This window comes from Kribbella sp. NPDC058693, from assembly GCF_042715335.1.
In the GTDB taxonomy this organism is placed as follows: Bacteria; Actinomycetota; Actinomycetes; order Propionibacteriales; family Kribbellaceae; genus Kribbella; species Kribbella jiaozuonensis.
Genome location: NZ_JBHXSQ010000003.1, coordinates 1,518,487 through 1,543,043, shown reverse-complemented (window position 1 = coordinate 1,543,043; position 24,557 = coordinate 1,518,487). Strand labels below are relative to the sequence as shown.

The 24,557-nt window shown below is 68.9% G+C and carries 25 protein-coding genes; 6 read left to right on the top strand and 19 right to left on the bottom strand.

The genetic code is table 11. From position 1 onward, the window contains the following. The first annotated feature begins 26 nt into the window (after positions 1-26). Positions 27-668, top strand: a complete 642-nt coding sequence (locus ACFWUU_RS25645; RefSeq protein WP_380178876.1) for a hypothetical protein — start codon at positions 27-29, stop codon at positions 666-668. On the opposite strand, the gene ACFWUU_RS25640 is transcribed toward ACFWUU_RS25645, so the two are convergent. Genes ACFWUU_RS25640 through folP form a run of 5 tightly spaced genes read right to left on the bottom strand, consistent with a single transcriptional unit; the run spans position 625 to position 4,416 of the window. After that, positions 625-1,542, bottom strand: a complete 918-nt coding sequence (locus tag ACFWUU_RS25640; RefSeq protein ID WP_380178875.1) for an alpha/beta hydrolase — start codon at positions 1,540-1,542, stop codon at positions 625-627. The genes ACFWUU_RS25645 and ACFWUU_RS25640 overlap by 44 nt on opposite strands. A gap of 32 nt (positions 1,543-1,574) precedes the next feature. Beyond that, positions 1,575-2,177, bottom strand: a complete 603-nt coding sequence (locus tag ACFWUU_RS25635; RefSeq protein WP_380178874.1) for a hypothetical protein — start codon at positions 2,175-2,177, stop codon at positions 1,575-1,577. A gap of 11 nt (positions 2,178-2,188) precedes the next feature. After that, positions 2,189-2,875: a class III extradiol dioxygenase subunit B-like domain-containing protein gene (locus ACFWUU_RS25630; protein WP_380178873.1), complete on the bottom strand. Its 687-nt coding sequence runs from the start codon at positions 2,873-2,875 to the stop codon at positions 2,189-2,191. A gap of 3 nt (positions 2,876-2,878) precedes the next feature. Beyond that, positions 2,879-3,604: a pyrimidine reductase family protein gene (locus tag ACFWUU_RS25625; protein ID WP_380178872.1), complete on the bottom strand. Its 726-nt coding sequence runs from the start codon at positions 3,602-3,604 to the stop codon at positions 2,879-2,881. Further along, positions 3,604-4,416 carry a dihydropteroate synthase gene (folP, locus tag ACFWUU_RS25620; RefSeq protein ID WP_233715116.1) on the bottom strand — a complete coding sequence of 271 codons (813 nt, stop codon included), beginning with the start codon at positions 4,414-4,416 and terminating at the stop codon, positions 3,604-3,606. Before folP ends, ACFWUU_RS25625 begins: the two co-directional genes overlap by 1 nt. Before the next feature lie 184 nt (positions 4,417-4,600). Between folP and ACFWUU_RS25615 the strand changes: the two genes are divergently transcribed. Genes ACFWUU_RS25615 through ACFWUU_RS25605 form a run of 3 tightly spaced genes read left to right on the top strand, consistent with a single transcriptional unit; the run spans position 4,601 to position 7,625 of the window. Then, complete coding sequence (locus ACFWUU_RS25615; protein ID WP_380178870.1) at positions 4,601-5,917, top strand: L-fuconate dehydratase; 1,317 nt, start codon at positions 4,601-4,603, stop codon at positions 5,915-5,917. Beyond that, positions 5,914-6,663 (top strand): SDR family NAD(P)-dependent oxidoreductase, encoded by a 750-nt coding sequence (locus tag ACFWUU_RS25610; protein ID WP_380178868.1) that lies wholly within the window; start codon positions 5,914-5,916, stop codon positions 6,661-6,663. Before ACFWUU_RS25615 ends, ACFWUU_RS25610 begins: the two co-directional genes overlap by 4 nt. Then, on the top strand, positions 6,663-7,625 hold the full coding sequence (locus tag ACFWUU_RS25605; RefSeq protein ID WP_380178866.1) for an aldo/keto reductase: 963 nt from the start codon (positions 6,663-6,665) through the stop codon (positions 7,623-7,625). The genes ACFWUU_RS25610 and ACFWUU_RS25605 overlap by 1 nt, the downstream gene beginning before the upstream one ends. Here ACFWUU_RS25605 and ACFWUU_RS25600 read toward each other — a convergent pair. The 7 genes from ACFWUU_RS25600 to ACFWUU_RS25570 form a co-directional block, all read right to left on the bottom strand. After that, complete coding sequence (locus ACFWUU_RS25600; RefSeq protein WP_380178864.1) at positions 7,615-9,156, bottom strand: PucR family transcriptional regulator; 1,542 nt, start codon at positions 9,154-9,156, stop codon at positions 7,615-7,617. The genes ACFWUU_RS25605 and ACFWUU_RS25600 overlap by 11 nt on opposite strands. Then, positions 9,153-10,223: a DUF917 domain-containing protein gene (locus ACFWUU_RS25595; RefSeq protein WP_380178862.1), complete on the bottom strand. Its 1,071-nt coding sequence runs from the start codon at positions 10,221-10,223 to the stop codon at positions 9,153-9,155. Before ACFWUU_RS25595 ends, ACFWUU_RS25600 begins: the two co-directional genes overlap by 4 nt. Positions 10,224-10,292: 69 nt before the next feature. Then, positions 10,293-11,405 carry a DUF917 domain-containing protein gene (locus tag ACFWUU_RS25590; RefSeq protein WP_380178860.1) on the bottom strand — a complete coding sequence of 371 codons (1,113 nt, stop codon included), beginning with the start codon at positions 11,403-11,405 and terminating at the stop codon, positions 10,293-10,295. Continuing rightward, positions 11,402-12,475 carry a DUF917 domain-containing protein gene (locus tag ACFWUU_RS25585; protein ID WP_380178858.1) on the bottom strand — a complete coding sequence of 358 codons (1,074 nt, stop codon included), beginning with the start codon at positions 12,473-12,475 and terminating at the stop codon, positions 11,402-11,404. Before ACFWUU_RS25585 ends, ACFWUU_RS25590 begins: the two co-directional genes overlap by 4 nt. 55 nt (positions 12,476-12,530) lie before the next feature. Further along, complete coding sequence (locus ACFWUU_RS25580) at positions 12,531-14,102, bottom strand: hydantoinase/oxoprolinase N-terminal domain-containing protein (protein ID WP_380178856.1); 1,572 nt, start codon at positions 14,100-14,102, stop codon at positions 12,531-12,533. Beyond that, a complete protein-coding gene (locus ACFWUU_RS25575) occupies positions 14,103-15,455 on the bottom strand; it encodes a purine-cytosine permease family protein (protein WP_380178854.1) in 1,353 nt (450 codons plus the stop codon). Between the two features lie 108 nt (positions 15,456-15,563). After that, complete coding sequence (locus ACFWUU_RS25570; protein ID WP_380178852.1) at positions 15,564-15,860, bottom strand: DUF2218 domain-containing protein; 297 nt, start codon at positions 15,858-15,860, stop codon at positions 15,564-15,566. Between the two features lie 65 nt (positions 15,861-15,925). On the opposite strand from ACFWUU_RS25570, the gene ACFWUU_RS25565 reads away from it, so the two are divergent. Further along, the gene (locus ACFWUU_RS25565; RefSeq protein ID WP_380178850.1) at positions 15,926-16,474 is read left to right on the top strand and encodes a TetR/AcrR family transcriptional regulator; all 549 of its coding nucleotides are present in this window, start codon (positions 15,926-15,928) and stop codon (positions 16,472-16,474) included. Here ACFWUU_RS25565 and ACFWUU_RS25560 read toward each other — a convergent pair. The 7 genes from ACFWUU_RS25560 to ACFWUU_RS25530 all read right to left on the bottom strand — a co-directional run bounded on the left by ACFWUU_RS25560 (position 16,451) and on the right by ACFWUU_RS25530 (position 23,879). Beyond that, positions 16,451-18,481 (bottom strand): copper-translocating P-type ATPase, encoded by a 2,031-nt coding sequence (locus ACFWUU_RS25560; RefSeq protein ID WP_380178848.1) that lies wholly within the window; start codon positions 18,479-18,481, stop codon positions 16,451-16,453. The genes ACFWUU_RS25565 and ACFWUU_RS25560 overlap by 24 nt on opposite strands. 33 nt (positions 18,482-18,514) lie before the next feature. Further along, a complete protein-coding gene (locus tag ACFWUU_RS25555) occupies positions 18,515-19,174 on the bottom strand; it encodes a response regulator (protein WP_380178846.1) in 660 nt (219 codons plus the stop codon). Next, positions 19,171-20,325: a sensor histidine kinase gene (locus ACFWUU_RS25550; protein WP_380178843.1), complete on the bottom strand. Its 1,155-nt coding sequence runs from the start codon at positions 20,323-20,325 to the stop codon at positions 19,171-19,173. Before ACFWUU_RS25550 ends, ACFWUU_RS25555 begins: the two co-directional genes overlap by 4 nt. Before the next feature lie 9 nt (positions 20,326-20,334). Further along, positions 20,335-21,195 (bottom strand): CPBP family intramembrane glutamic endopeptidase, encoded by an 861-nt coding sequence (locus tag ACFWUU_RS25545; protein WP_380178839.1) that lies wholly within the window; start codon positions 21,193-21,195, stop codon positions 20,335-20,337. A gap of 73 nt (positions 21,196-21,268) precedes the next feature. Further along, positions 21,269-22,849, bottom strand: coding sequence for an ABC-F family ATP-binding cassette domain-containing protein (locus tag ACFWUU_RS25540; RefSeq protein WP_380178837.1), 1,581 nt, complete (start codon positions 22,847-22,849; stop codon positions 21,269-21,271). A 152-nt stretch (positions 22,850-23,001) separates the two neighbouring features. Continuing rightward, positions 23,002-23,211, bottom strand: a complete 210-nt coding sequence (locus ACFWUU_RS25535) for a DUF6343 family protein (RefSeq protein ID WP_380178835.1) — start codon at positions 23,209-23,211, stop codon at positions 23,002-23,004. Continuing rightward, positions 23,208-23,879 (bottom strand): FadR/GntR family transcriptional regulator, encoded by a 672-nt coding sequence (locus ACFWUU_RS25530; RefSeq protein WP_137258038.1) that lies wholly within the window; start codon positions 23,877-23,879, stop codon positions 23,208-23,210. Before ACFWUU_RS25530 ends, ACFWUU_RS25535 begins: the two co-directional genes overlap by 4 nt. Before the next feature lie 30 nt (positions 23,880-23,909). Between ACFWUU_RS25530 and ACFWUU_RS25525 the strand changes: the two genes are divergently transcribed. Continuing rightward, positions 23,910-24,317, top strand: a complete 408-nt coding sequence (locus tag ACFWUU_RS25525; RefSeq protein WP_380178833.1) for a DUF3052 domain-containing protein — start codon at positions 23,910-23,912, stop codon at positions 24,315-24,317. Positions 24,318-24,557: the final 240 nt, after the last annotated feature.

The following is a 24,557-nucleotide window of genomic DNA, read 5'->3' as shown; positions in this document are numbered from 1 at the left end:
CGATCCGCCTTGGTTAGGGTCTGGGGGTGACTCTGACTCGGTGGCACGTCGGCCCCTGGACCACTCGCGGCACTCGTCCTGGCGAGCCGCTCGAGCCCGGGCGGAAGCGGACGCCGGACGAGCTGAACTTCGACGTGGTGGGGCTGGCGCGGATCCTCGGCCGGCGGTTGTCCGGGCGGGAGGAGCTGCAGGTCCGGCTGTGGCAGAACGAACTGCGGCCGACGCACACGCGACTGGTCGGAGTACACACGCTGGCCGGCCTGTCCAACGCCCAGCTCCTCCAAGACACCGCCCAGCAGGCTCTCGCCTGGCTGGCCGAGCGTGCGCCGGCTGGCTATCAGTTCGTCCTGACAGACGCCGTCGAGCTCCGCCCGGTGGTCGACCTCGACGCCGAGGTGGTCGCGGTCGAGGCGGTTGTCGCGCTCGCCGCCGTGGACCTCCCAGCGGCGCGACTCGCGGCAGCCCATGTACGACGGGCCGCCTCGGGCGACTGGTACGCCGGGGACGCCGTATGCAACTGGTCCGGCCCGCACGAGTCAGCCGAGGCCGCAGTCACCGCCGTACAAGCAGCACGCGACGAACTGGTCGAGCAGTTGCGAGCGGCAGGCCGGGACGATTTCGCGGCTACCGCACCTCGGTGGCCGGCTGTTCCGGTTGAACCTGCCTAGACAGGTGCTTGCGGAGGAAGGCCAGCTCGGCTTCCACGGTCTGTTCGTGGGCGGCGAGGAACGGGGCGTAGTGGCCGCCGGGGACTTTGAGGACGGTGCTGTTCGGGGTTTGTGCGGCGGCTTTCAGCGTGGGGGCTGCAAGGGCTGATTGGTCGTCTTCGCAGACGACGTACAGGAGTGGGTAGCGGACGTTCGGGGCGTACTTGATCGGGCGGTAGAAAGCGGCCGGGAAGACGGAGCGGGCGGCGAGGGTCTGTTGCCAGTCGCGGTAGCGGTTGTCGGGGTCCAGAGCCTCGTCGGTCTGTTGCGCGTCGGGGGTGTTGAGAAGGGCGACGGTGCCGGGCGGACCGGCCAGCGCGACCAGTCTGGGTTTGCGGCCGAACAGAGCGCTGAGGTTGTCGAGGAGGGCGCGCCCGACCAGGCGGATGGCTGCGCCGGGGGTTTGGTAGCGGGACGCATTCCGGGTGACGGTCGGGCCGTCGACGTTCGCGGACTGGGCGATGGCGGCGGAGATGCCGAGATCCTCGGAGGCGAGTTGGAGGATGTAGCCGCCGGGGAGAGAGAACGCCCAGATGGCCACGCGCTCCACGCCCGGGAGCGTGGCGGCGCACGCGATCGCCGCGCGCCAGTCGTCGAGCTGGTCGGGGATCCGGGCGACCTGGCGCGGTTCGCCGGCGCTCTCGCCGAAGTTCCGGTGGTCGAAGGCCAGCACGCTGAACCCGGCCGCATTGAACCGCTCCGCGAAGCGGTCCGTCCCCGGCTCCTTCGTCACTGCGAAGCCGCCGGTCATCACCACGCACCCACCGTTGGTCCCCGGGTAGTGCCAGGCCGCGCACGCGACCCCACCACTGATGAAGCTCACTTTCTCGCGCATGAGAAAAGTGAACCACGTGGTTCGCAAACTGTCTACGCCTGTTCTTCACGCTCCAGTGCGCGGGTCAACGCCGCCAGCCCGGCGTCGATCCCGGCCGCGTCACCGCTCGTCCGCCACTCGATCAGGAACCCGCGGAGGGTGGCGAGGATGAACTCGGCCACCTCTTGCCGGCGCTGCTCGGACCACGACTCCGGGCAGAGTGACAGCAGCGTGGGCAGGTACTGGCGGGAGGCCGTCCGCGCGAGGTCGGCGTACCGTCCGGCGTCGTACATCGCGAGCCCGATCGCCTGGTCGAGGACCCACGACTCCTCGCCGATGAGCGTCGGCCACATCGAGCGCACGCGGTCGGCGAGACTCCGGTTATCTGGGCCTTCGGTGGCGGCCGCGAGTGCGCGGGTGATGCGGCGTTCGCGGAGCTGGAGGACGGCTTGGGTGAGCAAGTCCTCGGCGCCGTCGAAGTGGTAGAGGAGGACCTTGTGGGTCGTACCCGCCGCTCGTGCGGCGCGGCGGAGCGAGAAGTCGACCAGGCCGTTGGTGCCTAGTTCGTCGGCCACCTTGTCCAGCAGTTCGCGGCGCCGCGCCTCACCCCGCGGCGATTTCACCGACCGTCGATACCCCGCACGTTCCTCAGTCACCCGGTCAGTATCTAGGTGAATGATGCGACGAGGTAGCCGACGCCGTACGGCGCGGCGTTGTAGGTCAGGTCGGGGGTGAGCGAGGTGCCTTCGAGGGCGCCGGCGAGGACTTGCCAGGGGGCTCGGCCTGCCGCGTGGAGTTCGGTCGCCAGGTCCGGGTCGAGGGCTTTCAGTACGTCGAGATCGCTGTGCTGCAAGGCGGTTGCGACGGTGGTGTCGAAGATCTCGGCGCGGGGGTGGAGGTGGACCGGCGAGTGCTCGCTGCGACGGGCCGAGCCGTCGCCCATTACCAACAGGCCGACGCGGTCGTTGCCTGAAGCAATCTCCCGGCCGAGGCGGATGCATTCCTCTGGTGGCGCGGTTGTCGGCACGGCGACATACGTGCGCGGCAGGCCGGTCGCCTTGGACTGCTCGAGCAACCAGCCGCCCATCGCCAAGGAGAGCGGGAGGACGGGATCGCCCGAGCCGAACCGCACGCCGGGCGCGCCGTACGCAGCAAACGAGCCACCTGCGGAGGCGGGATAAGTAGAGGAAGTTTGTGCAGAGCCGATGACTACGACTGCTGACGCGACCGACAGCGTGTCTATTGCGGCCAGGCAGGCGGCTCGCAGCTCGTCCAGGTCGGGGGCGGCGCCGGAGGCGACTTCGGGGACCAGGAGGGGCGGGTGGGGGCAGACCGCGGCCGCGACTACGGACACGGGTCAGGCCTCCCGGGTGTAGCGGAAGAAGAGGTAGTCGTCGTTGGCTTGCAGGGTTGACTGGAGCTTCATCTGGCGGGTGAGGGTGGTTGGGAGACCTGCTGTGATGCGACCGGAGCCAGGGCCGGCCAGGAGCGGGGCAAGCGCCAGGCACAGTTCGTCTACCAAGTCAGCCGCCGTGAGTGCGCCCAACAGGTGCGGTCCGCCCTCACACAGCACCTGTGGCATCCCGCGCGCTGCGAACTCCTCGACGACTGCCTGGAGGTCGACCTCACCTGCACCCAGGACGACCAGGTCCGCGACCTCCCCCAGCGCCTCCCGCCGCTCCGCCGGTGACGCCTCGTGGGTGACGACGATCGGACGTACGGCGGACTGGAACACCGGGTTCACCGGGCTCAACTCGAGCCGCGACGACACGATTGCCAACGTCGGGTTCTCCGCCAGCCCTGCCGCCGTACGCCACTCCCGTGCCGCCTTGGACAGCCGCAGCGGGTTGTACCCCTCGTCGCGGATCGTCCCCGCACCGACGAGCACCACGTCCGCCAACCGCCGGACCATGCTGAACACCCGGCTGTCGGAATCGCTCGACAGCGCCTTCGACTTCCCGTCGATCTCGACCGCGCCGTCCAGGCTGCTGACGAAGTTCGCCCGCAGATGCGGCGCCGACCGGTCCTCGACCTCGTAGACCGCGATCAGTTCCTCGTCGGACAGTTCGTCGAGTCCACGCATCAGGCCAGGCTCCTTCGGGTTCCGGCGGGCTGCGCACTGCCCCGCAGTACGGCGATGAAATCGAGCGCCTGACGAGCCGCGGGTACGTCGTGCACCCGGAAGACCCGCGCACCGAGCCAGGCGGAGATGCTCAGCGCCGCCAGCGTCCCGTTCCCGCGCTGACCCGGCGGCAGCTCCAACGTCTCGCCGATGAAGTCCTTGTTCGACACTGCGACCAGGACCGGCCAACCGGTCGCAGCCAGCTCGTCGAGGCGGCGGGTCAGCTCCAGCGACTGCAGCGTGTTCTTGCCGAAATCGTGGGTCGGGTCGATCAGGATCCCGTCCGGCCGTACTCCGGCTTCGACCGCGCGATCCGCAAGCGCAGTCGTCGTACGGATCACGTCGGCCACCACGTCGTCGTACGCCATCCGGTGCGGGTCTGTGCGCGGCGAGAGACCGCCGACGTGGCTGCAGACCAGTCCGGTCCCGAACTCCGCGGCGGCGTACACGAGATCCGGATCGGCACCCGCCCAGGTGTCGTTGAGCAGGTCCGCGCCGGCCTCGGCGACCCGGCGGGCGACGCCGCTACGGTACGTGTCCACGCTGATCACCAGCGACGGATGGCGGGCCCGGATACCGGCCACGAAATCCACGGTCCGGCGGAGTTCCTCGTCCTCGCTGACTGGTTCGCCGTACCCGGCCTTCACGCCGCCGATGTCGACCAGGTCGGCACCGTCCGCGACCGCCTTGTCGATGGCCTCGTACGCCGCATCGGTGGCGAACGTCGCGCCGCGGTCGAAGAACGAGTCCGGCGTCCGGTTGATGATCGCCATCAGCGCGAACTCACCCACCCCGAACGACCGGCTGCCCAGCCGGAGTACCCCGTCGCGCTCGCCAGTCACGCCACCGACTGTAACGGGGGCCGCCGCGTACATGCCCTATCAGGTGCCGCGATCGCCACATATCCTATAGGATTCCCTTCGACAGTCCCGCCCACCGCTGCAGATCGGGTTCTCGATGCCACGATTCACCGAGTTCGAGACGTACGACGTCCGCTTCCCCACGTCGCTGGACCTGGACGGCTCCGACGCGATGAACACCGATCCGGACTACTCCGCGGCGTACGTGATCCTGCGGACCGACGCCGGTGACGGGCTCGAGGGACACGGTTTCGCGTTCACGATCGGCCGGGGCAACGATGTCGAGACCGCGGCGATCGAGGCGCTCCGCGACCACGTCGTCGGGCTCGACCTGGACGCGACGCTGAACGATCTCGGCGGGTTCTGGAAGTCGCTCGTGCACGACTCGCAGCTGCGCTGGCTCGGCCCGGAGAAGGGCGTCATGCACATGGCGATCGGCGCGGTCGTCAACGCGGTGTGGGACCTGGCCGCCAAGCGCGCCGGCGTACCGCTGTGGAAGCTGCTGTCCGACCTGACCCCGGAGCAGATCGTCGACCTGGTCGACTTCCGCTACCTGACCGACGCGCTGACGCCGGACGACGCGCTGGAGATCCTCCGGAAGGCGAAGCCCGGGCGGGCGGAGCGGGAGGCGGTACTGCGCGAGCGCGGTTACCCGGCGTACACGACGACGCCCGGCTGGCTCGGGTACGACGACGCGAAGCTGGTCCGGCTCTGCCACGAGGCCGTCGCCGACGGGTTCACCCAGATCAAGCTCAAGGTCGGCGCCAATCTGGACGACGACATCCGCCGGATGCAGCTGGCCCGCGAGGCGGTCGGACCGGACATCCGGATCGCGGTCGACGCCAACCAGCGCTGGGACGTCGCGGACGCGATCAGCTGGGTCGGGGCGCTGGCGCCGTACGACGTCTATTGGGTCGAGGAACCGACCAGCCCGGACGACATCCTCGGGCACGCGACGATCGCGCGGGCGATCGCGCCGATCAAGGTCGCGACCGGCGAGCACGTGCAGAACCGGGTGATCTTCAAGCAGCTGCTGCAGGCCGGTTCGCTGTCGGTGCTGCAGCTCGACTCGGCGCGCGTCGCGGGCGTGAACGAGAACATCGCGAACCTCCTGCTGGCGGCGAAGTTCGGCGTACCGGTGTGTCCGCACGCGGGTGGGGTAGGACTGTGTGAGCTGGTCCAGCACCTGTCGATGTTCGACTACGTCGCGGTGAGCGGATCGATGCAGGACCGGGTGATCGAGTACGTCGACCACCTGCACGAGCACTTCCTGGACCCGGTCGTGATCCGGGACGGGCACTACGTGGCACCGGTGCGGCCCGGGTTCGGCGCCGAGATGGACGCTGAGACGCTGACCGACTTCCGGTACCCGAGTGGCAAGATCTGGACTGACCTGGCAGAGGAGAAGAAGTGACGGATTTCGCCGGCCTTCGGGCCGTGGTGACCGGTGGTGCTTCGGGGATCGGCCTCGCGGCGGCGCAACTGCTCGCGGCGCGCGGTGCCCAGGTGGTCGTGTTCGATCTGAAGCCTGAGGTCGACGCGCCGCTGACCGGGATCGCCGCGGACGTCACCGACGACGGCTCGATCCGGGACGCGGTCGCCGCCGCGGCGCTGCAGCTCGGCGGGATCGACATATTGGTGAACAACGCCGGCATCGGCGCGCAGGGCACGGTCGCCGCGAACGACGACGACGAGTGGCACCGAGTGTTCGACGTGAACGTGGTCGGGATCGCCCGCGTGACCCGAGCCGCGCTGCCGCACCTACGCAAGTCGGAGTCGGCCGCGATCGTCAACACCTGCTCGATCGCCGCGACCGCCGGCCTGCCGAACCGGGCGCTGTACTCCGCGAGCAAGGGCGCTGTCCTTGCGCTGACGATGGCGATGGCCGCGGATCATGTCCGGGAGGGGATCCGGGTGAACTGCGTGAACCCCGGTACGGCGGACACGCCCTGGGTCGGCCGGCTGCTCGACGTCGCAACCGACCCGCAGGCCGAGCGGGCCGCGCTCGAGGCTCGGCAGCCGATGGGTCGGTTGGTGTCGGCGGACGAGGTCGCAAATGCGATCGCGTACCTGGCGAGTCCGTTGTCGGGTTCGACCACGGGTACGGCGCTGGCCGTCGACGGCGGCATGCAGAACCTGCGGCTCCCGGCGGCGCGCTGATGAAGCTCTTCCCGGACGACCAGCGCGTCGGGCTCGGCGGCGCGCCGCTGGGCAACCTGCTCGGCGAGGTCAGCGACGTCGAAGCCATCGCCACTGTTAGTGCAGCGTGGGACGAGGGTTGGCGGTACTTCGACACCGCGCCGCACTACGGTCTCGGACTGGCCGAGGAGCGACTCGGGGACGGGCTGCGGGACAAGCCGCGCGACTCGTACGTGCTGTCGAGCAAGGTCGGGCGGATCATCTACCACGCCGACGAGGCTGCGACGGACGACGAGGGGTTCGCGGTCGACACCACGCGTCGGAGGCGGTGGGACTTCAGCCGGGACGGCGTACTGCGGAGCATCGAGGACTCGCTGCAGCGAATCGGGACCGATCGGCTCGATGTGGTGTTCGTGCACGACCCGGACGATCACTACGAGGAGGCGGTCGCGACCGCGTTCCCGACGCTGATCGAGCTCCGTGAGCAGGGTGTCATCGGCGCGATCGGGTCCGGGATGAACCAGACCGCGATGTTGACCCGGTTCGTGCAGGAGGTCGACATCGACGTGATCATGCTGGCCGGCCGCTACACGCTGATCGACCCCGACGGCCTGGACGACGTACTCCCCGCCTGCCTGGCAAACAACGTCCAGGTCGTTGCCGTAGGCATCTTCAACTCCGGCCTACTCTCCCAGCCCCGCCCCGCAGCCGGCACCACCTTCAACTACGAGCCTGCCGCCCAGGCCCTCCTCGACAAAGCCAACAAACTCGCCGACCTCTGCGAATCCCACAACACAACCCTCCCCGCCGCAGCCCTAGCCTTCCCGCTCACCCACCCCGCCGTCGCGGGCATCGCAGTCGGCTGCCGCACCCCAGAAGAAGTCCACACAAACGCGGCCCTGACCCGCGCCGAGATCCCCACCGCCCTCTGGTCAGACCTGAAGTCAGCAGGCCTCCTTCGCGAGGACGCACCTACTCCGTAGGTGTTGTGCGGGACGCCAGGTGTAGCGCCAAGCGTTCGTCGGGGTTGGTTAGGTCTACGCCTAGTAGGTGTTGAATCTTCTGGATGCGGGCTGCTGCTGTGTTGCGGTGGATGCCTAGGACTGCGGCGGTTTCGGCTACTGAGGACTCCGTGTCCAGGTAGACGGACAGTGTGGTGACCAGATCGCCGGGTTGGTCTTTGATGGGGGCTAGGAGGGCTTGGGCGGCGGGTTGGAAGGTGTCGGTTCGGGTCCAGGCCAGCAGCAACTGCGCTAGCCCCAGGCGGTCTACGTGTAGGAAACGGCCGGTTTCCGGGCGTCCGCGGGCCAACCCGGCCGCGTCGCCGGCTTCGGCGAGGGTGGTGGCGATTCCGCTCGGACCGGCCTGCACCCGACCCACACCGACGTACGCGTCGACCGTCTTCACCAGCCGACGCTGCACCCGCCGGATCGTTGCCGCCTGCTCCTGCACCTCCGTCGCCGTCGGTTCGCTCACCGCGGTGATCCACGCCGACCACCCATCCCCCTGCTCCACCACAACCGCCTGCAGCCCCTCGGCGTCGAACGCCTCCACAACATCAGTACGCCGCCCCGCAACATCCACCTGCCCATCCGCACCGATCCGGATCCCCGTGTGCCACCCATCCAGCTGCCACCCGAGATCCACCGCCCGTCGGCGCGTAGCCTCCGACGGCTCACCATGCAGCAGCTCACCGAGCAGCGACGTACGTTGACGCGCATCCCGCTCCAGCTCCAACCGCCGCAACGCCAACCGCTCCCCCACGGCCGGTGCGACCACACTCAGCACCTCAGGTACGGCGGCCACCTCAGCCGGCACCACACCGGGCAGCCGAGCAACCAACCAGCACACCGGCCCAACCCCCAACACAGCAACGGCAATCAGCACCGCACCACTGGCCAGATCAACCCGGTACGGCGCAGCCCACCCGACCGGCACCCGAGGCAACGCAGCAACCAGCTCGGCCCGCTCTTCAGGCTCCAGCGGCTCCCCGGCGAGTGTGCCGCCGTCCGCACCAGCCAACGTGACAGGTCGATCCAGCACGCTTGCCGTGGTCCGCAGTACCGAGGCCAGATCACCGTTCGCCCGCCGCAACGCTGACACCGCCCGGAGCACCAGGTCAGACCGGACCACCTCAGGCTCGGCCGTGACCCGCCGCAGCTGCTCGTGCGCGGCCAACGGATCCGGGCATCCCAGCACGGGCAGCTGCAACCGCTCAGCCAGCAGCTGAGCCCCACGTCCCAACGGCTCCACACCAGCCAGCAACACCGCCCCTGCCCTGGCTGCCGACGCCCGGCTGATCAGAGCGTCGATCCGCCAGTCAGTGTGGTCATTCGCCAGCAGCACCACGAGCACCTGCCCGTCCAGCGGCTCCGGGTGCACCGACACCTCCAGCGTCACCACGGACCCGGTCAGCCGCGGCCCAGGATCGCCACCGCCGGCCAGCACCACCACGTCCCGCCACCCAGGAGACGCGAGCATGGCCGCCAAGGTCGGCGACAGTCCCGGCGTCATGATGCCTCCAGCAACTGCGGTTCACACGCGAGCCCGAACGCCTGCGGTCCGACGTGGGCGATGCGGTCGCTGCGTCGCCACCACGCCGGTCCGGGCAACGCGAGTACCAGGACCTCGTCGCCGGTGCGGATGGCGTCCACAGCGATCGGTTGGAGGGTACGGCGATCCAGCAGGCACAGCAGATCCGGTGTGGTCACCGCAGGTGTGCCGTCGACCAGCGCGAGCAGGTACTCGTTCTCGGTCTCGATCCGAATCACCGCTCGGCTACCGGAGTCGACCACGCACACACTGCCGCGACCGAACGCAGCGCCACCATCAGCAATCAGATGCCGAGCGACCTGCTCAACCCGACCACTCGCCAACAGCCGCCCACCCAAACCGTCAGCAATATCAGCCGGCGTAGCCCACGGCTCCAGCGCAGCGTGCGCGCGGCCGAGCGCCAGCGCCCGCGTCAAACTCCCCTGTACGGCGTCCGCCGCCGCGGCCTCCACCGGAGTAGGTGCCAAAGCCAGCACCGCCCAGCCGCCAGTGTGCGCGACAAAGCTCCGCACCGCTCGCTCCAGCCCGGCCGCATCGACGTTGTCGACAACGATCACCTGACCGCTCGGCTCACCAAGCGCACAAGGCGTAAGTGAACGCCCCGCCACCGCCCAGGAGAACTGATCCAGCCGCGGCAACGCCCGCCCCATCAGGTCCGCGTCGATCACCGGAAGCCCCAGATCCAGCGCAGCAATCAACGGAGTCAGCCCGTTGAGCCCTCCGGCCTCCAGCGGCATCAGCCCGGTGACGTCCGCACCGGCCCACCGGCTGACCGCCCGCACCGCCGTGTCGAACTCACCGCCGCTCGGCAGCTTCTCCATCAGCACACTGGTCGCCCCGACCACACCGATCGGACTCACCAGAGCATCCGGTACGTCGGCGGCGTCCCGCAGTACCAGCTCGCCGTCACCGAGCCGCCGGCGCAACATGCGTCCGAACGACCCCGTGTCGCCGCCGCCACCCGACCCCAGCAGGGTGACGCCGACAACCAGCGCTTCCAGGTCCTGCGCCTTGACGACTGTCGTCATAGGCCGATCCTTGCACGACAGGTTGGAATCCCGGCCCGCCGCGGAGGGGTCAGCACGGCGGGCCGAGAGTCATGGGGTGGTTACGAGGTCGCCGCGGCGTTCGACCGGGTTGAACTCCACGTCCAGACCGAAGCAGGACGGTCCGAAGACGGCCAGGGCCTCCGGCGTACGCATCAGGTCAGGCGTCGAGATGCCGACCACGGTGACTCGCTGGCCGTACCGCAGGCCCTCTGTGGTGATCGGCTCCGCGGTGTCCGCCTCCAGTACGCAGATCAGGTCCGGCACCGTGCACACCACCTCGCCGTCGACCTCTGCGACCAGGTTCTCGTTCTGGAAGCGCAGCTCGAGCTCCGAGGTCCCGTCGTACCCGGTGAAGCGTGCCCGCCCCCGCGCGAAGCCCTCGAGCGTACGGCGTTCCACGTCGACCACCTTCCCGCGGAACAGCACCCGCAGGTGGCTGTACAGCGTCGGCGCCAGCGCGGCCCGGATCGCCTCGACCGGATCCTTGTGCGCCGCCCGCGCCTCCCGGACGGCACGCCCGATCGACAGTCCGAGCGACAGCGTCCGCGGTACGGCGGTGCGCTTCACCTCGGCGCCCGTCATCGAGTACTCCGCGATATGCGCGACCCCGCCGAGCCGGATCGTGATCCCTCGCGCGAGCCACTCCATCTGCTTGTTGTCCGTGCCGGTGTCGATCACCACGGTCTCGTCGTGCTCGCCCGCGATCGCCATCGGCGACCCCGGTACGCCGTAGACCGAGAACGTCTCCATCTGCAGCTCGGGGAACGCCCGCCCCATGCCGTCGGCATCGACCACCGGCAGGCCGGTGCGGGCGGCAACGAGCAGCGGGATCATCGAGTTGATGCCGCCGCACTCGATCGGCATCGTCGCGTCGGCGGTCCGGCCGAGGTGCTTCTCGAGCGCTCGCAGCGCGCCGACCGGTTCGCTGCCGCGCGGGATCTTCTCCACGATCACGGTCGGCGCACCCATCTGCGCGGTCGGGATGACGAACGCGTCGTCGTCCAACTCGTCCGGGTCCAGGACCGTCACCGGCCCGTGCTCGCGGATCGCCTGCTCGACCAGCAGCCGCCCGATCAGCGGATCCCCGCCACCACCGGTCCCGAGGATCGCCGCCCCGCGGGCGAGATCCCGCAGGTGCTCGATGTCCAACTGCCAGCTCATACGGTCTCCAAAGCCCGGATCGGGTCGAGGTCGTAGCCGAAGTACCGCGGCCCGACCAGCGCGATGCCTTCCGGGGAGTGCCAGCGTTCGTCGGCCGGTGCGGCGAGCACGCTGACCCGGTAGCCGTACCGCAAGGCCTCGGTGGTGATCGGTTCGCCGGTCTCGGTGTCGAGCACGATGATCAGGTCCGGCGTGGTGGCAACCGCAGTACCCTCCAGCTCCGCGACCAGGTGCTCGTTCTGGAACCGCAGCACCATCACGTGACCGTGCGACGCGTCCAGCCCGTCGACAGTGGCGTCACCGCGCGCGAAGCCGGTCGTCGTACGGCGTTGTACGTCGACGACCTTGCCGACGTGCAGGAGCCGTCCGCCGAGCTCGTCGACCACGGCCGCAACCGGGTCGGTGTGCTCACGCTGCGCCTGCTCGATCGCCCGGCCGATCGTGACGCACTTGCTGAGCGTGCCGGCCACGAACGCGCCGCGGATCTCGGCGCCGGTCATCGCGTACAGCGAGACGATCGCCGAACAGCCCATGTCGATGGTCGCCGAGCGGGCCAGCCGTTCGGCCCATTCGTTGGTGACCGTGTCGAACACGCCGCGGTTGCCCTTCTCGTCGACGATCGACATCGGGGTCGCCTCGATCCCGGCGAGCGTCGGCAGCACCATCTGCAGCTCGGGGAACGCGCGGCCCATCCCGTCGCCGTCCACCAGCGGCAGCCCGAGCTGCGCGGCGGCGATCACCGGTACGGTCGAGTTGACCCCGCCGGCCTCGATACAGGCGAGGTGGGTCGGCGTCTTCCCGACGTACTTCGCCAGCGTCTGTACCGCGACCGAGATCTGGTCCGCGGACGGCAGCTTCTCCACCATCACCGTTGGTGCGCCCATCATTGCCACCGGCAACACGCAGGCGTCGTCCGGAAGGTCGCCGACGGCAACGATCTCGACCGGCCCATGCTCCCGCACGGCCTGCTGCGCGAGCAGCTTCCCGATGTGCGGATCCCCTCCGCCCCCGGTGCCCAGCACGGCGGCACCGCGAGCAAGGGACCCCAGATCCTCAGCCCGAAGCTTCATCGCAACCACTCCACCCCGGCCGCCCGGCGGGCAGGCACTCGCCCCGCGGTCGCGCTCACGACGCCTCCCCGAGGCGCAGGTCGCCGACGGCCTTGCAGCGGATGCGGGTCGCGTTGCCCGGCAGGTACGGGATCGGGACCTCGTCGAAGTCCACGATCCGCACGGCCGCGGGATCGGCGCCGGCTGCGATCGCGCGGTCGACGGCTTCCTGCCGCGCTTCGTCCACCACCGCGTCCCGGCGGCCGGGATCGATCGCGTACACCCGGTCGACCTCGCCACCGACCTGCGCGATCGCCGCGCCGATCGCGTTCGCGACCGCGAAGTGATCCGGCCGATGGACGGCGAGACTGCCGGGCAGATCGTCCGGCAGCAGGATCGACCCACCGCCGACCGCCACCACGGGGAGCGGGTCAGGCGACGTACGCATCCGCTCGACCGCGTCCGCGATATCTGCTGCCACCCGCGCCAGAGCCGACTTCACCAGCGTCGGATCCAGATCCGCGACCGCCGCGGCGTCGCCAACCTCAGCACGACCGGCCGCGACAGCGATGTCCGTCGCGGTCAGCGTCTGGCCACCGAAGACCAACGCCTCCTCGGTCAGCCGATACCCGACCGACCGCGGCCCGACCGTCACCTGGTCGTTGCCCTCGGCCACCAAGCTGCCGCCGCCGATCCCGATGCTGAGTACATCAGGCATCCGGAAGTTCGTCCGCACCCCGGCGACGTCGACCTCGGTCGTCGCCTCACGCGGGAAGCCGTGCGTGAGTACGCCGACATCGCTCGTCGTACCGCCGACGTCGACGACCGCGCAGGTGTCGAGCCCGGACAGCAATGCCGCACCGCGCATCGAGTTCGTCGGGCCGGACGCGAACGTGGCGACCGGGTACCGGCGGGCGAAGTCGACGTCCATCAGCGTGCCGTCGTTCTGGCTCAGGTACAGCGGCGCGGAGATGCCGTGGCCGGCGACCGCGCCGGACAGCCCGTCGACGATGCTCGCGGCCAGCTCGCGGAGCGCGGCGTTGATGATCGTCGCGTTCTCCCGCTCCAGCAGGCCGATCCGGCCGATCTCGTGCGACAGCGAGATCGCCACGTCGTCGCCGAGCTCGGACCGCAGGATCTCCGCGGCACGCAGCTCGAACTCGTTACTCACCGGCGAGAACACCGACGAGATCGCCACCGACCGTACGCCGTGCTTCACCATGTCGCCCGCGTGCCGGCGCAGCTCGTCCTCGTCCAGCTCGGCGATGTGCCGGCCGTCGAACTCGTGCCCGCCGTGCGCCAGGTAGCTCCGTCCGCTGATCGCCTCGACCAGCCGCTCGGGCCAGTCGACCAGCGGCGGCAGCGAGGCGGTGGCCGGCAGACCGAGCCGGAGCGCCGCCGTCGGAGCCAGCCGCCGCGCCTCGACCAGTGCGTTGATGAAGTGCGTGGTGCCGATCATCACGGCCTGGACCTGCGCCGGGTCGAAGGATCGCTCCGCCTGCAGCCGGTCCAGCGTGTCGATGATGCCCGCGGTCACGTCCGCGCTGGTCGCGGACTTGTTGGCCGCGAGCACGCTGACATCCCCGCCGGTGCCATCGAGCAGCACGGCGTCGGTGTTGGTGCCACCGACATCGATGCCGATACGCATTCAGATCCTCCCAGGTTGGGCTACGACGCCGATCTCGGTCGGCGCACTGTCCATGGTGCGGCTTGTGCCGACGCCGCGGATCAGGCCGAGCCTGCCCGCCACGACGTACGCCAGGAAGCCGACGACGAGTGAGTTGATGCTGGGCAGTCCCCAGCCGACGTACTTGCCGATCAGGGCGGCTCCGATCCAGATCACGATCGTGGCCGGCACCCAGGTCGGTGCGGTCGCGGGCAGCGTGCCCGCGGCTCTGGTCGCGTCCAGGTCGGGGCGCCAGCGCTTCACCACGAAGTACTCCGCGACCATGATTCCGGCGATCGGCGGGAAGGCGACGCCGAGCACGGTCAGGAACTCGGTGAACTTGTCCAGGATCCCGCCGGCCGCGAGCACACTGCCGAGTACGCCGACGACCAGCGTGACCACGGCCCGGTTGACGTGCCGGCCGAAGACCGTGCCGATGAAGTTCACGATGCCGAGGCCGGAGCTGTAGAGGTTCCAGTCGTTGATCTTGATCGTGCCCAGGATGATCACCAGCGTGCCGACCCAGCCGACCGACGAGGTGACGATCGTGATCACGTTCGCCGAACCGACGGCGTGCGCGAGCAGTACGCCGACCAGGCCGATCACGTACTCGCCGAGCGTGATGCCGAGGACAGTCTGCTTGACGACGTCGCCGACGCTGCGGTTGAAGCGGGTCATGTCCGGCGTGATCACCGCGCCGACGATGAATCCGCCCGCGACCAGCGTCGTACCCTCGAGCAGGCTCAGGTGCGGGCCGGGCGGCGCCGCGTTCACCAGCGAGCCGAAGCTGTGGTCGGACAGCTCGCTGATGATCGACCAGCCGACCAGGACCAGGAAGGCCGGGACGGTCACGTACGCGACCCAGGCCATCGAATGGAAGCCGCGCAGTACGACGAGCGTCACCGCGAGACCGAAGACGAGCGACCAGCCCCAGGTCGGGAGTACGCCGATCAGCTGGCTCAGACCGGCCGCGGACACCGCGGACTGGATCCCGAACCACCCGATCAGGCTGATCCCGATCGCGAGCCCGATCAGCGACGAGCCGGCCTGGCCGAACCCGGTCCAGCGCGCGATCACCGACGTCTGCAGACCCTCGCGGGCGCCGATGACGCCGATCAGGATCGCCACGAGTTCGAGGATCACCGCGCCGAGCGTGAGCGCCCAGAACGCGGTCCAGAAGCTCATGCCGAAGCCGAGCGTCGCGCCGAGCAGGAACTGACTCAGCGCCGAGATCTGCCCGAACCGCTGGGTCGCGACAGACCACCAGGAGTACCGCGCTTGCTCCGGGACGCGGGCGAGCGCGTAATCGTCCGCACCAACAGATGTACCGGCCATGAAAACCTCCAGCCCTGGGATTTCACCGAACGTACGGCTGTTGGCCGGGCTGTCTCACCGTCCAGTGTGCACACTCGACCGGGCTTCACTGTGCAAGCAGCCCAGTGCTCAGCCCTGGCGCCAGTCGACCCGCAGTGCGTCACGCCGGGCAATCTGCTCGATCCGGTGAGCCACGCGCTCGCCCTGCTGCCCGAGCTCGGCCTGATCGTCGGCCTCGACCCGCAGTACCAATTGATCGCCTGTCGCCCGGACGGTCCAGGTCGCCGTGCCGAGATCCACGACAAGTTCGTCCGCTGCCGTGGACAGGACCTTCAGACCACCCGGCCCATGGCCCAGATGGCTGGTCAGCTGGGCCAGGTACCGCTCGGCACGCGGGGTGTCGAGGTGAGCTTCGAGTGCAGGCACGTCAATCTCCTTTTTCGAGACACTGTGTCTCGATCATAGGCAGACTGTCCAGCTAGAATCCCGACATGCCGAAGTTGTGGAACGACACGATCGCGAGCCACCGCGAGGCTGTGCAGGAGGCGGTGCTGGATGCGGCGGCTGCCGTGGTTGCCGAGCGAGGGCTGACCGGGGTCACGATGGCCGAGGTCGCTCAGCGGGCCGGGGTGGGGCGGGCGACGCTCTACAAGTACTTCCCCGACGTCGAGTCGATCCTGACGGCGTGGCACGAGCGGCAGGTCGGCGATCATCTGCGGCAGCTCACCGAGATCTGGACGGACACCGGGCGACTCGAGGCCGTGCTGGAGGCGTATGCGTTCATCTGCCACGAACATCCGCCGTCGGCGGGCCCGGCCGCTTCGCTGCATCGGTCGGAGCACGTGGCTCGGGGGCGGGAGCAGCTCGTCGATTTCCTGGCCGGCTTGATGACCGACGTACGTGATGACGTGCCGGCGAAGGAGTTGGCGGCGTACTGCGTGCATGCGCTGGGCGCGGCAGGCGCCGTACCGTCGAAGGCTGCGGTACGGCGCCTGGTGGGGGTCGTGCTGTCGGGGCTACGCGGCGAGGCGGGAAGGTGAGAGGTCGAGGCGGCGTAGTAGTTGGGCGTTGAGGGCTACGACGATCGTCGAGATCGACATCAGCAGCGCGCCGACGGCGGGCGAGACGACGATGCCTGCGAAGGCGAGTACGCCGGCGGCGAGCGGGACTGTGATGACGTTGTAGCCGGTGGCCCAGATGAGGTTCTGCCACATCTTGCGGTAGCTGGCCTTGGACAGTTCGATCACCGAGAGGACGGCGCGGGGGTCATCCGCGGCAAGCACAACCCCGGCCGACTCGATCGCAACATCAGTCCCCGCCCCGATCGCGATGCCGACCTCAGCCCGCGCCAGAGCCGGTGCGTCGTTCACCCCGTCCCCCACCATCGCAACCTTCAAGCCACGGCTCTGCAACTCCGCAACCTTGGCGTCCTTGTCCTGAGGCAGCACCTCCGCGAACACCTCATCAATCCCCAACTCCTTCGCGACCGCATCCGCAACCTGATGCGCATCCCCGGTAATCATCGCCACCTTCACCCCCCGCCGATGCAACGCATCCACAGCCTGCCGAGACTCCTCCCGCACCTCATCCTCAAGCGCAACAGCCCCAACCACCTGCCCATCCCTCACAACATGCAGGACGGCCGCCCCGCGTTCCTTCCACCCGGCGACGTCCGCCTCCAGTTCGCCAGGCTCCGTCAAGCCGAGTTCCCGCAGGTACGCCGGCCCGCCAACAGCAACCTCGGAGCCATCAACAACCGCCTGCACACCCCGCCCGGTCAACGACCGGAAGTCCGACGCGATCATTCGTCCACCGACGGGTACTCGCTCGGCGTGGGCCCGGACGATTGCTTTTGCCAGTGGGTGTTCGCTGTCGGCTTCTACTGCGGCGGCCAGCTCCAGCAGGTCCTCGTGCGTGAGGGTTCCTACGGTGGCGACTCCGGTGACGGCTGGTTCGCCCTTGGTGAGGGTGCCGGTTTTGTCGAACAGGACGGCGTCGATCGTGCGCATGCGCTCGAGGGCGAGCCGGTCCTTCACGAGTACGCCGGCTTTCGCCGCGCGCTCGGTGGAGATCGCGATCACCAGCGGGATGGCGAGCCCGAGGGCGTGTGGGCAGGCGATCACCAACACGGTCACCGTTCGCGTAACCGCCTCGTCGACCTTCCCCAGCAACGCCCACACCACGAACGTGATCACCCCAGCGATCGAGGCGAAGTAGAACAAGAACGCAGCCGCCCGATCAGCCAACGCCTGGGCGCGCGACGACGAAGCCTGCGCCTCAGCCACCAACCGCTGGATCCCAGCCAACGCAGTGTCGTCACCCACCGCCGTGATCTCGACCCGCAAAGCGTTGTCAGTGGCAACAGTTCCGGCCACCACGGCGTCACCAACAGCCCGCGACACCGGCCGTGATTCCCCGGTGATCATCGACTCGTCGACCTCGGCCTGCCCGTCGACCACCGTCCCGTCCGCCGGCACCCGACCACCGGACCGCACGAGTACGACGTCCCCCGCCTGGAGCTCGTGCAACGACACCTCGACCACGCCGTCATCGGTGACCTTCTCCGCGGAATCCGGCAGCAGCGCCGCCAGCGCATCGAGCGCACCCGACGCCGCACCGAGCGCCCGCATCTCCAGCCAGTGCCCGAGCAGCATGATCACGATCAGCAGCGCGAGCTCCCACCAGAAGTCCAGGTCGAACCCGCCGATCTTCAGCGTAGTCACCCACGAGGCGACGAACGCCACGGTGATCGCCATCGAGATCAGCAACATCATCCCGGGACGACGTGACTTCAACTCGCTCCAACCACCGGTCAGGAACGGCTGCCCGCCGTACACGAAGATCACCGTCCCCAGCGCCGGCGCGATCAGCCCCGAGCCGGGGAAGTCCGGCCGCGTGTACCCCAGCAGATCCGCGAACATCGCACTGAAGAACACCACCGGCACGGCCAGTCCCAAGCTGATCCAGAACCGGTCTTTGAACTGCGCAGCGTGATCCCCGTGCCCAGCATGCCCGCCGTGATCCATCTGCCCACCGTGCTCGTCCATGCCCGGAAAGATACCCCTAGGGGGTATCCCAAATCAAGAAGCACCCGGCACAGCGACCCCGGATTCGTACGCGTACATCACCAACTGAGCCCGATCCCGGCACCCGAGCTTCGTGAGCAGATGACTCACATGCGTCTTGACCGTCCCGTACCCGAGATGCAGCCGCTCCGCGATCTCCTGGTTCGACAACCCCTGCGCCACCGCGCGCAACACATCGCGCTCGCGCTCGGTCAGCCCGTCATCGACGGTCCCCGGTCGAGCGTCCGGGAGCGCGGCGAACCGTTCGATCAGCCGGCGGGTGATCCGCGGATGCAGCAACGCCTCCCCCGCCGCCACGACCTCGATCGCCTCGAGCAGCTGCGCCGGCCGGGTCTCTTTCAGCAGGAACCCACTGGCCCCCGACCGCAGCGCCTCCAGCACGAGATCGTCGTCGTCGAAGGTCGTCAGCACGACGACCTTCGTCCCCTGGCAGGCCGGATCGGCAAGGATCGTGCGACTTGCCGACAACCCGTCGAGGTGAGGCATCCGCACATCCATCAGCACGATGTCAGGCGCCGTACGCCGACACAGCGCGATCGCCTCGAGCCCGTCCCGCGCCTCGCCGACCACCTCGATCTCCCCGGCCGACCGCAACAGCAGCACGAACCCGGCCCGAACCAGGTCCTGATCGTCGACAACCGCGACCCGGATCACCGACGTACTCCGACCGGCAACGTGGCACGGACCCGGAAACCAGCCCCCTGAGCGCCGTACTCCGCGCGACCGCCGACCAGCCGCACCCGTTCGTCAAGCCCGACCAGCCCATGGCCCGATCCCGTCGCCGAGGCCCGCGAAGGACCCGGATCGACGATCTCTAGCTCGATCGTCGTGCCGGTGCAGGCCACCCTCACCGTCGCGGTCCTGGCGGCGGAGTGCTTGATCACGTTGGTCAACGACTCCTGCACGATCCGGTACGCCGTCAGCGAGATCGCAGTGTCAAGCTCAGCCGTACCCGACTGTTCCAGCGTCACGTCGAGCCCAGCGCCCCGAATGTCCTCGACCAACTCCGCCACGTCGTCGAGTCCACGCGTCGGAGGCCGGGTTCCGTCCTCGTTCTCCGCGCGCAACATGCCCAGCATCGATCGCGTCTGCTCGAGCGCCCGGCGACTGGTCTCGGCGATCACCTCGAGCGAATGCTCGGCGGCAAGTGCGTCGCTGCGGATCAGATGCGCGCCGACACCGGCCTGTACGGCGATCAACGACATGCTGTGCGCGACCACGTCGTGCAGCTCGCGAGCGATCCGCAGCCGCTCCTCGGTGACCGCGGCCAGCAACTGGTCCTGCTGCTGCCTGCGCCGCGACCGGATCGCGTCGCCGACCGCCCACGCAGCCACCAGCAGCGCGACGGCCAGCAGCAGGTCCGACGTACGGAGGTCGGGTACGTCGAGCAGCGCCAATCCCCCGAACACCGCCACTCCAACGCCCAGCCCGACCAGCCCGTCCCGTCGCCGGCCGTGGGCGGCGAGCGAGTACAGACTGAACAGGATAAGCACCGACAACAACCCGATGTAGTGCCCCGACAGGCTCACCACCACGCCGCCGATCACCATCGCGGCGTACGACGCGACCGGCCGACTGCGCCGCCAGGCCAACCCACCGGCGGCCACCACGGTCGCGATCGCCGCGACAACGTCCGGATTCTCCAGCCGCGGGTCGACCGAAGCCGGGTCGGTCGTCAGCAGCGAGGTCAGCGCTGCCGCCGCAGCCACGATCCCGAGCAACGGGTCGAGGTACGGCGACAAGCGCTGCGACGCGACGATCCACCAGCTCTGCCGACCCGGGGCCGGCCCAACCTGCCCCCTCATATCCGGAGACTACGCGTGCAGGGCCGCCACGGGCTGCTGCTCAACAGCCTCAACCGGAGCACGCCACACCCGCGCCCACCGCAGCAACACCACAGCCACCACAACACAGGCCCCGAGGGTGGCGAACCCGGTCTCGCCGGCGACGTACGCAAGGCTCGACCCGGAGGTCGCGACCACAGCCGACGCACCCAGATCGAACACGGTGTTCGCCGCGTTGTGAGCGATCGCAACCGGCCAGACGCTGTTCGACCGGTCCCGCAACCACGCGTACAACACGCCGGCCGCCGTGATCGTGAGCACCGCGGACGGAGCGACGATCCACCGCGCACCGCCGGTGTCGTACGTCGTCGCGATCAGGATCAGCGGCAGGTGGAACAGCCCGTGGGCGAACCCGGTGGCCACCGCCGCCCGCCGACGACCGGTTACCTGCTGGAAGCGCGGCAGCAGGTAGCCACGCCAACCGATCTCCTCACCGAGGATGATCACGGTCGGGACCACCAGAGCGATCGCGAAGTTGATCGCCCAGCCCGGCACGGTCGCCGCCGAGATCTCGCCGAGGTGCAACCGCCCGGCGCCGATCAGCAGTGCGGTTCCGTAGGCGCCGCCGCACAGCAGCAGCGGTACCAAGATCGCGGCCGGCCAGGACCGGAAACCGGCCCGGTTCAGCCCGATCTCCCGCCACAGCCGGCGGCGACTGCCCCGCGGCGTGATCGTGAAGGTCAGGATGCCCACTGCCACGGTCGGCACCATGACGCTGAGCAGCAGGTTGAAGTGCGCGTTCGGCAGGGCGAACGCGATCAGCAGAGCGAGCACGTACGTGATCGCCAAATAGGCAGCGACTTCGCGGAGAGGTTTCTGGAGTGTTTTCATGCCTCCACGGTGCGGGTGGAGGCATGGGTACCGCGTCTGCCTGGAGACCTGACTCGTCTCTGTCTGCAGACCCCTACAGCGGATCGATATCGGTCAGCGACTCGGGTGTCAGCTCTACCCAGCGAGTGATCCCGATCTCCCGCAGGAACGGTAGATCGTGGCTCGCAATGATCAGTGCACCGTTGTACGACGCCAACGCATCCTTCAACTGCGCCACGCTCGCCAGGTCGAGGTTGTTCGTCGGCTCGTCCAGCATGAGCAGCTGAGGTGGAGGCTCCGCGAGGAGCAACGCCGCGAGGGTCGCCCGGAATCGTTCGCCACCCGACAGCGTGCTGACCAGCTGATCCGCCGCCCGCCCCCGGAACAGGAACCTGGCCAACCGCGACCGCCGTTGCTGGTTTTCGGTGCCTGGGGCAAGTAATGCCAGGTTGTCGACGATCGACAGGTCGTCACGCAACAGATCGAGCCGCTGCGGCAGGTACCGGAACGGCACCACCGGCAGCTCCCCCGACACGATCGACTGCAACAGCGTCGTCTTCCCGGCGCCGTTCGGCCCGGTCAACGCGATCCGCTCCGGCCCGCGGATCTCCAGGTCGACGTGCGCACCGGTTCGCAGTACGTGGTCCTCCAACCGCAGCACCACGCGACCAGCAGGTACGGCGGTCTTCGGCAGGTCGACGCGGATCGTGTCGTCGTCGTGGACCTTCTCCTCGGCGTCGGCCAACGCCTCCTGCGCCGAATCGAGCCGCTCCGACTGCATCCCGAGATGCTTGCCGGCCGACACCTGCGCGCCACGCTTCAGGTTCCCGGCGACGATCTTCGGGATCCCGCCGGCCTCGAAGGCACGCTGCCCGCGGGCCCGGCGCTGATCCATCTTCATCCGCGCCTCGACCAGATCGCGCTTCTGCTTCCGGACATCGGCCTCGGCCGCCCGCAGCATCCGCTCGGCCGCCTCCTGCTCGGTCGCGACCGCCTCCTCGTACGCCGTCAGGTTGCCGCCGTACCAGGTGACCTCCCCCTTCCGCAGGTCGCCGATCTGGTCGACCCGATCGAGCAGCTCCCGGTCGTGGCTGACGATCACCAGCGCACCTCGGAACTGGTCGACGGCGTCGTACAGATGCCGCCGCGCCCGCAGATCGAGGTTGTTGGTCGGCTCGTCGAGCAGCAGTACGTCGGGACGCCGGAGCAGCTCGGCCGCGAGGCCGAGCAGGATCGTCTCGCCGCCGGACAGCTCGCCCACGCTGCGGTCGAGGCTGATCGCGCCGAGACCGAGCTTGCCGAGCAACGCCTCGGCGCGTTCGTCGACGTCCCAGTCGTCGCCGACGATCGCGAAGTTCTGCTCCGAGGCATCACCGGACTCGATCGCGATGATCGCCTTCCGGACGTCCTCGATGCCGAGCGCCTGGTCGACGCGCAGCGACGTGTCGAGGGTCAGGTCCTGCGGCAGGTACCCGAGCTCGCCGCTGACCCGGATCGCCCCACGCTGCGGGGTGAGCCGGCCGGCGATCAGCCGGAGCAGCGTCGACTTGCCGGCGCCGTTGCGGCCGACCAGGCCGGAGCGGACCGGCCCGGCGACGAAGGTCAGGCCGTCGAACAGGACCTCGCCATCAGGCCAGGCGAAGAAGAGGTCGGTACAGGACAGGGAAATACTCATGAGTGTCGACTCCAGCTGAGGTCTCGAACGGAGACCGCGCACCAGACAGGTGGCGATCGATCAGTTGCGGAGAAAGACCTCAGTTCGACAACTCGAACCCCTGACGCCGGGAATGGGACGTCCAACAGGATACGGCCCGCCCCCAGCACCCTTCAACTGTTTTCCGAATGCTTGCGCCAGGCAACAACCACCAGGTCCACCAGTGCAACCACTCCGAGCGCCGCGAAGGTGATCACCCATCCCGCTGGCAGGTCGTAGCCGACAGCCAGCACCGTGGCCGCCGCGAACAGCGCCACCCCGAAGGCCGACAACACGATCCGCAGCGTCAGCGCACTGCGGGGTGGAGGCGGCTCACCGGTCATGGGGCCTTGCGCAGCCAGGTTTCGACGCCGGCGATGTGAGCGGTCATCCAGGCCCGGGCCGCCTCGGCATCGCCGATCTCGATCGCGTCCAGGATCGCGGCGTGTTCCGCCAGGGTCCGTTGGACCGCACCGGCCTGGGTGACGCCGCGCCAGATCCGGGCCCGCTGGGTCGCGCCGGAGATGCCGTCGAGCAGTGAGCAGACGACCTGGTTCCCGGTCGCCTCGGCGATCGCGCGATGGAAGCGCAGATCGTTCGCGACCAGTTCCTCGACGTCCGCGTCCGGCGTGAGGTCACTGGTCAGCAGCCGCAGCTCGATCACCTGCTCCTGACTGATCCGGGTGGCCGCCAGCGCGGCGACACCCGGCTCGAGCAACCGCCGTACCTCGAAGAACTGCAGGACCGAGTCGTCCTGGTGCAGGTCGACCATGAAGTTGAGCGCGTCCAGCAGATGCGCCGAGTCGAGACTGCTGACATAGGTACCGTCCCCGTGCCGGACGTCCAGCACGTTGACGAGCGTGAGCGCCTTGACCGCCTCGCGCAGCGAGTTCCGCGACAAGCCCAGTCGCGCGGCCAGATCCGCCTCTTTCGGCAGTCGATCCCCCGGACCCAGTTCCCCCGAGGTGATCATCCCTTTGATCTTGACGATCGCCTCATCCGTCAACGCCATCCCGTCAGTATGCCGCCCTACGATCACTTCATGACCACCTCCGGTTACTCGGGTAAGCCGCTGGCCGTGAAACTCGGCATCAAGCCCGAGCACGTGGTCCTGCTCGACAACGCTCCGGACGGTTTCGCGATCGAAGGACTGCCGGCCGGTACGGCGGTGACGCGCCGGGCCGGCCGGTCGCCGTACGACGTCGTGCTGATGTTCTGCCCGGACCGGGCCCGGCTCGCGAAGCGGCTGCCCGTGCTGCTCGGGAAGACGGTGACGGCCGGGATGATCTGGGCCGCCTGGCCGAAGCGGTCGTCCGGGGTCGCGACCGACCTCGACGAGAACGGCATCCGCGAGCTCGCCCTCCCGCTCGGCGTCGTCGACGTGAAGGTCTGCGCGATCGACACGACCTGGTCGGGCCTCAAGCTGGTCCGGCGGCTGACCAACCGATGAAGGCCAATCATTCCCAGGTGGACTGATTTGGAGCGTGACGTTGGCCACACTTTTTGCGCAGTTGTGATCATCACCGGCGGCGAGTGGACAACTGCATACAGTGGGCAGCTACGCTCAACGGCCCCCGCTCGGGCAGTCGGAACGGACGCCGGAAAGCCACATCTGCAAGGGGTCCCGGAGTCACCGCCGTCGCTCTCCGCACCGACGGGCGGTGAGAGCAGGGCGTGTGGCCTGAAACAC

Coding starts and splice junctions, on each gene's coding strand:
- ACFWUU_RS25615 (WP_380178870.1), top strand. CDS start 4,601: ATGCCACGATTCACCGAGTTCGAGACGTACGACGTCCGCTTCCCCACG.
- ACFWUU_RS25625 (WP_380178872.1), bottom strand. CDS start 3,604: ATGCGTGGACTCGACGAACTGTCCGACGAGGAACTGATCGCGGTCTAC.
- ACFWUU_RS25585 (WP_380178858.1), bottom strand. CDS start 12,475: ATGAAGCTTCGGGCTGAGGATCTGGGGTCCCTTGCTCGCGGTGCCGCC.
- ACFWUU_RS25535 (WP_380178835.1), bottom strand. CDS start 23,211: ATGACCGGTGAGCCGCCTCCACCCCGCAGTGCGCTGACGCTGCGGATC.
- folP (WP_233715116.1), bottom strand. CDS start 4,416: ATGGCGATCATCAACCGGACGCCGGACTCGTTCTTCGACCGCGGCGCG.
- ACFWUU_RS25600 (WP_380178864.1), bottom strand. CDS start 9,156: ATGACGCCGGGACTGTCGCCGACCTTGGCGGCCATGCTCGCGTCTCCT.
- ACFWUU_RS25560 (WP_380178848.1), bottom strand. CDS start 18,481: ATGGACGAGCACGGTGGGCAGATGGATCACGGCGGGCATGCTGGGCAC.
- ACFWUU_RS25525 (WP_380178833.1), top strand. CDS start 23,910: ATGACCACCTCCGGTTACTCGGGTAAGCCGCTGGCCGTGAAACTCGGC.
- ACFWUU_RS25595 (WP_380178862.1), bottom strand. CDS start 10,223: ATGACGACAGTCGTCAAGGCGCAGGACCTGGAAGCGCTGGTTGTCGGC.
- ACFWUU_RS25565 (WP_380178850.1), top strand. CDS start 15,926: ATGCCGAAGTTGTGGAACGACACGATCGCGAGCCACCGCGAGGCTGTG.
- ACFWUU_RS25550 (WP_380178843.1), bottom strand. CDS start 20,325: ATGAGGGGGCAGGTTGGGCCGGCCCCGGGTCGGCAGAGCTGGTGGATC.
- ACFWUU_RS25580 (WP_380178856.1), bottom strand. CDS start 14,102: ATGCGTATCGGCATCGATGTCGGTGGCACCAACACCGACGCCGTGCTG.
- ACFWUU_RS25640 (WP_380178875.1), bottom strand. CDS start 1,542: ATGCGCGAGAAAGTGAGCTTCATCAGTGGTGGGGTCGCGTGCGCGGCC.
- ACFWUU_RS25545 (WP_380178839.1), bottom strand. CDS start 21,195: ATGAAAACACTCCAGAAACCTCTCCGCGAAGTCGCTGCCTATTTGGCG.
- ACFWUU_RS25590 (WP_380178860.1), bottom strand. CDS start 11,405: ATGAGCTGGCAGTTGGACATCGAGCACCTGCGGGATCTCGCCCGCGGG.
- ACFWUU_RS25605 (WP_380178866.1), top strand. CDS start 6,663: ATGAAGCTCTTCCCGGACGACCAGCGCGTCGGGCTCGGCGGCGCGCCG.
- ACFWUU_RS25540 (WP_380178837.1), bottom strand. CDS start 22,849: ATGAGTATTTCCCTGTCCTGTACCGACCTCTTCTTCGCCTGGCCTGAT.
- ACFWUU_RS25575 (WP_380178854.1), bottom strand. CDS start 15,455: ATGGCCGGTACATCTGTTGGTGCGGACGATTACGCGCTCGCCCGCGTC.
- ACFWUU_RS25530 (WP_137258038.1), bottom strand. CDS start 23,879: ATGGCGTTGACGGATGAGGCGATCGTCAAGATCAAAGGGATGATCACC.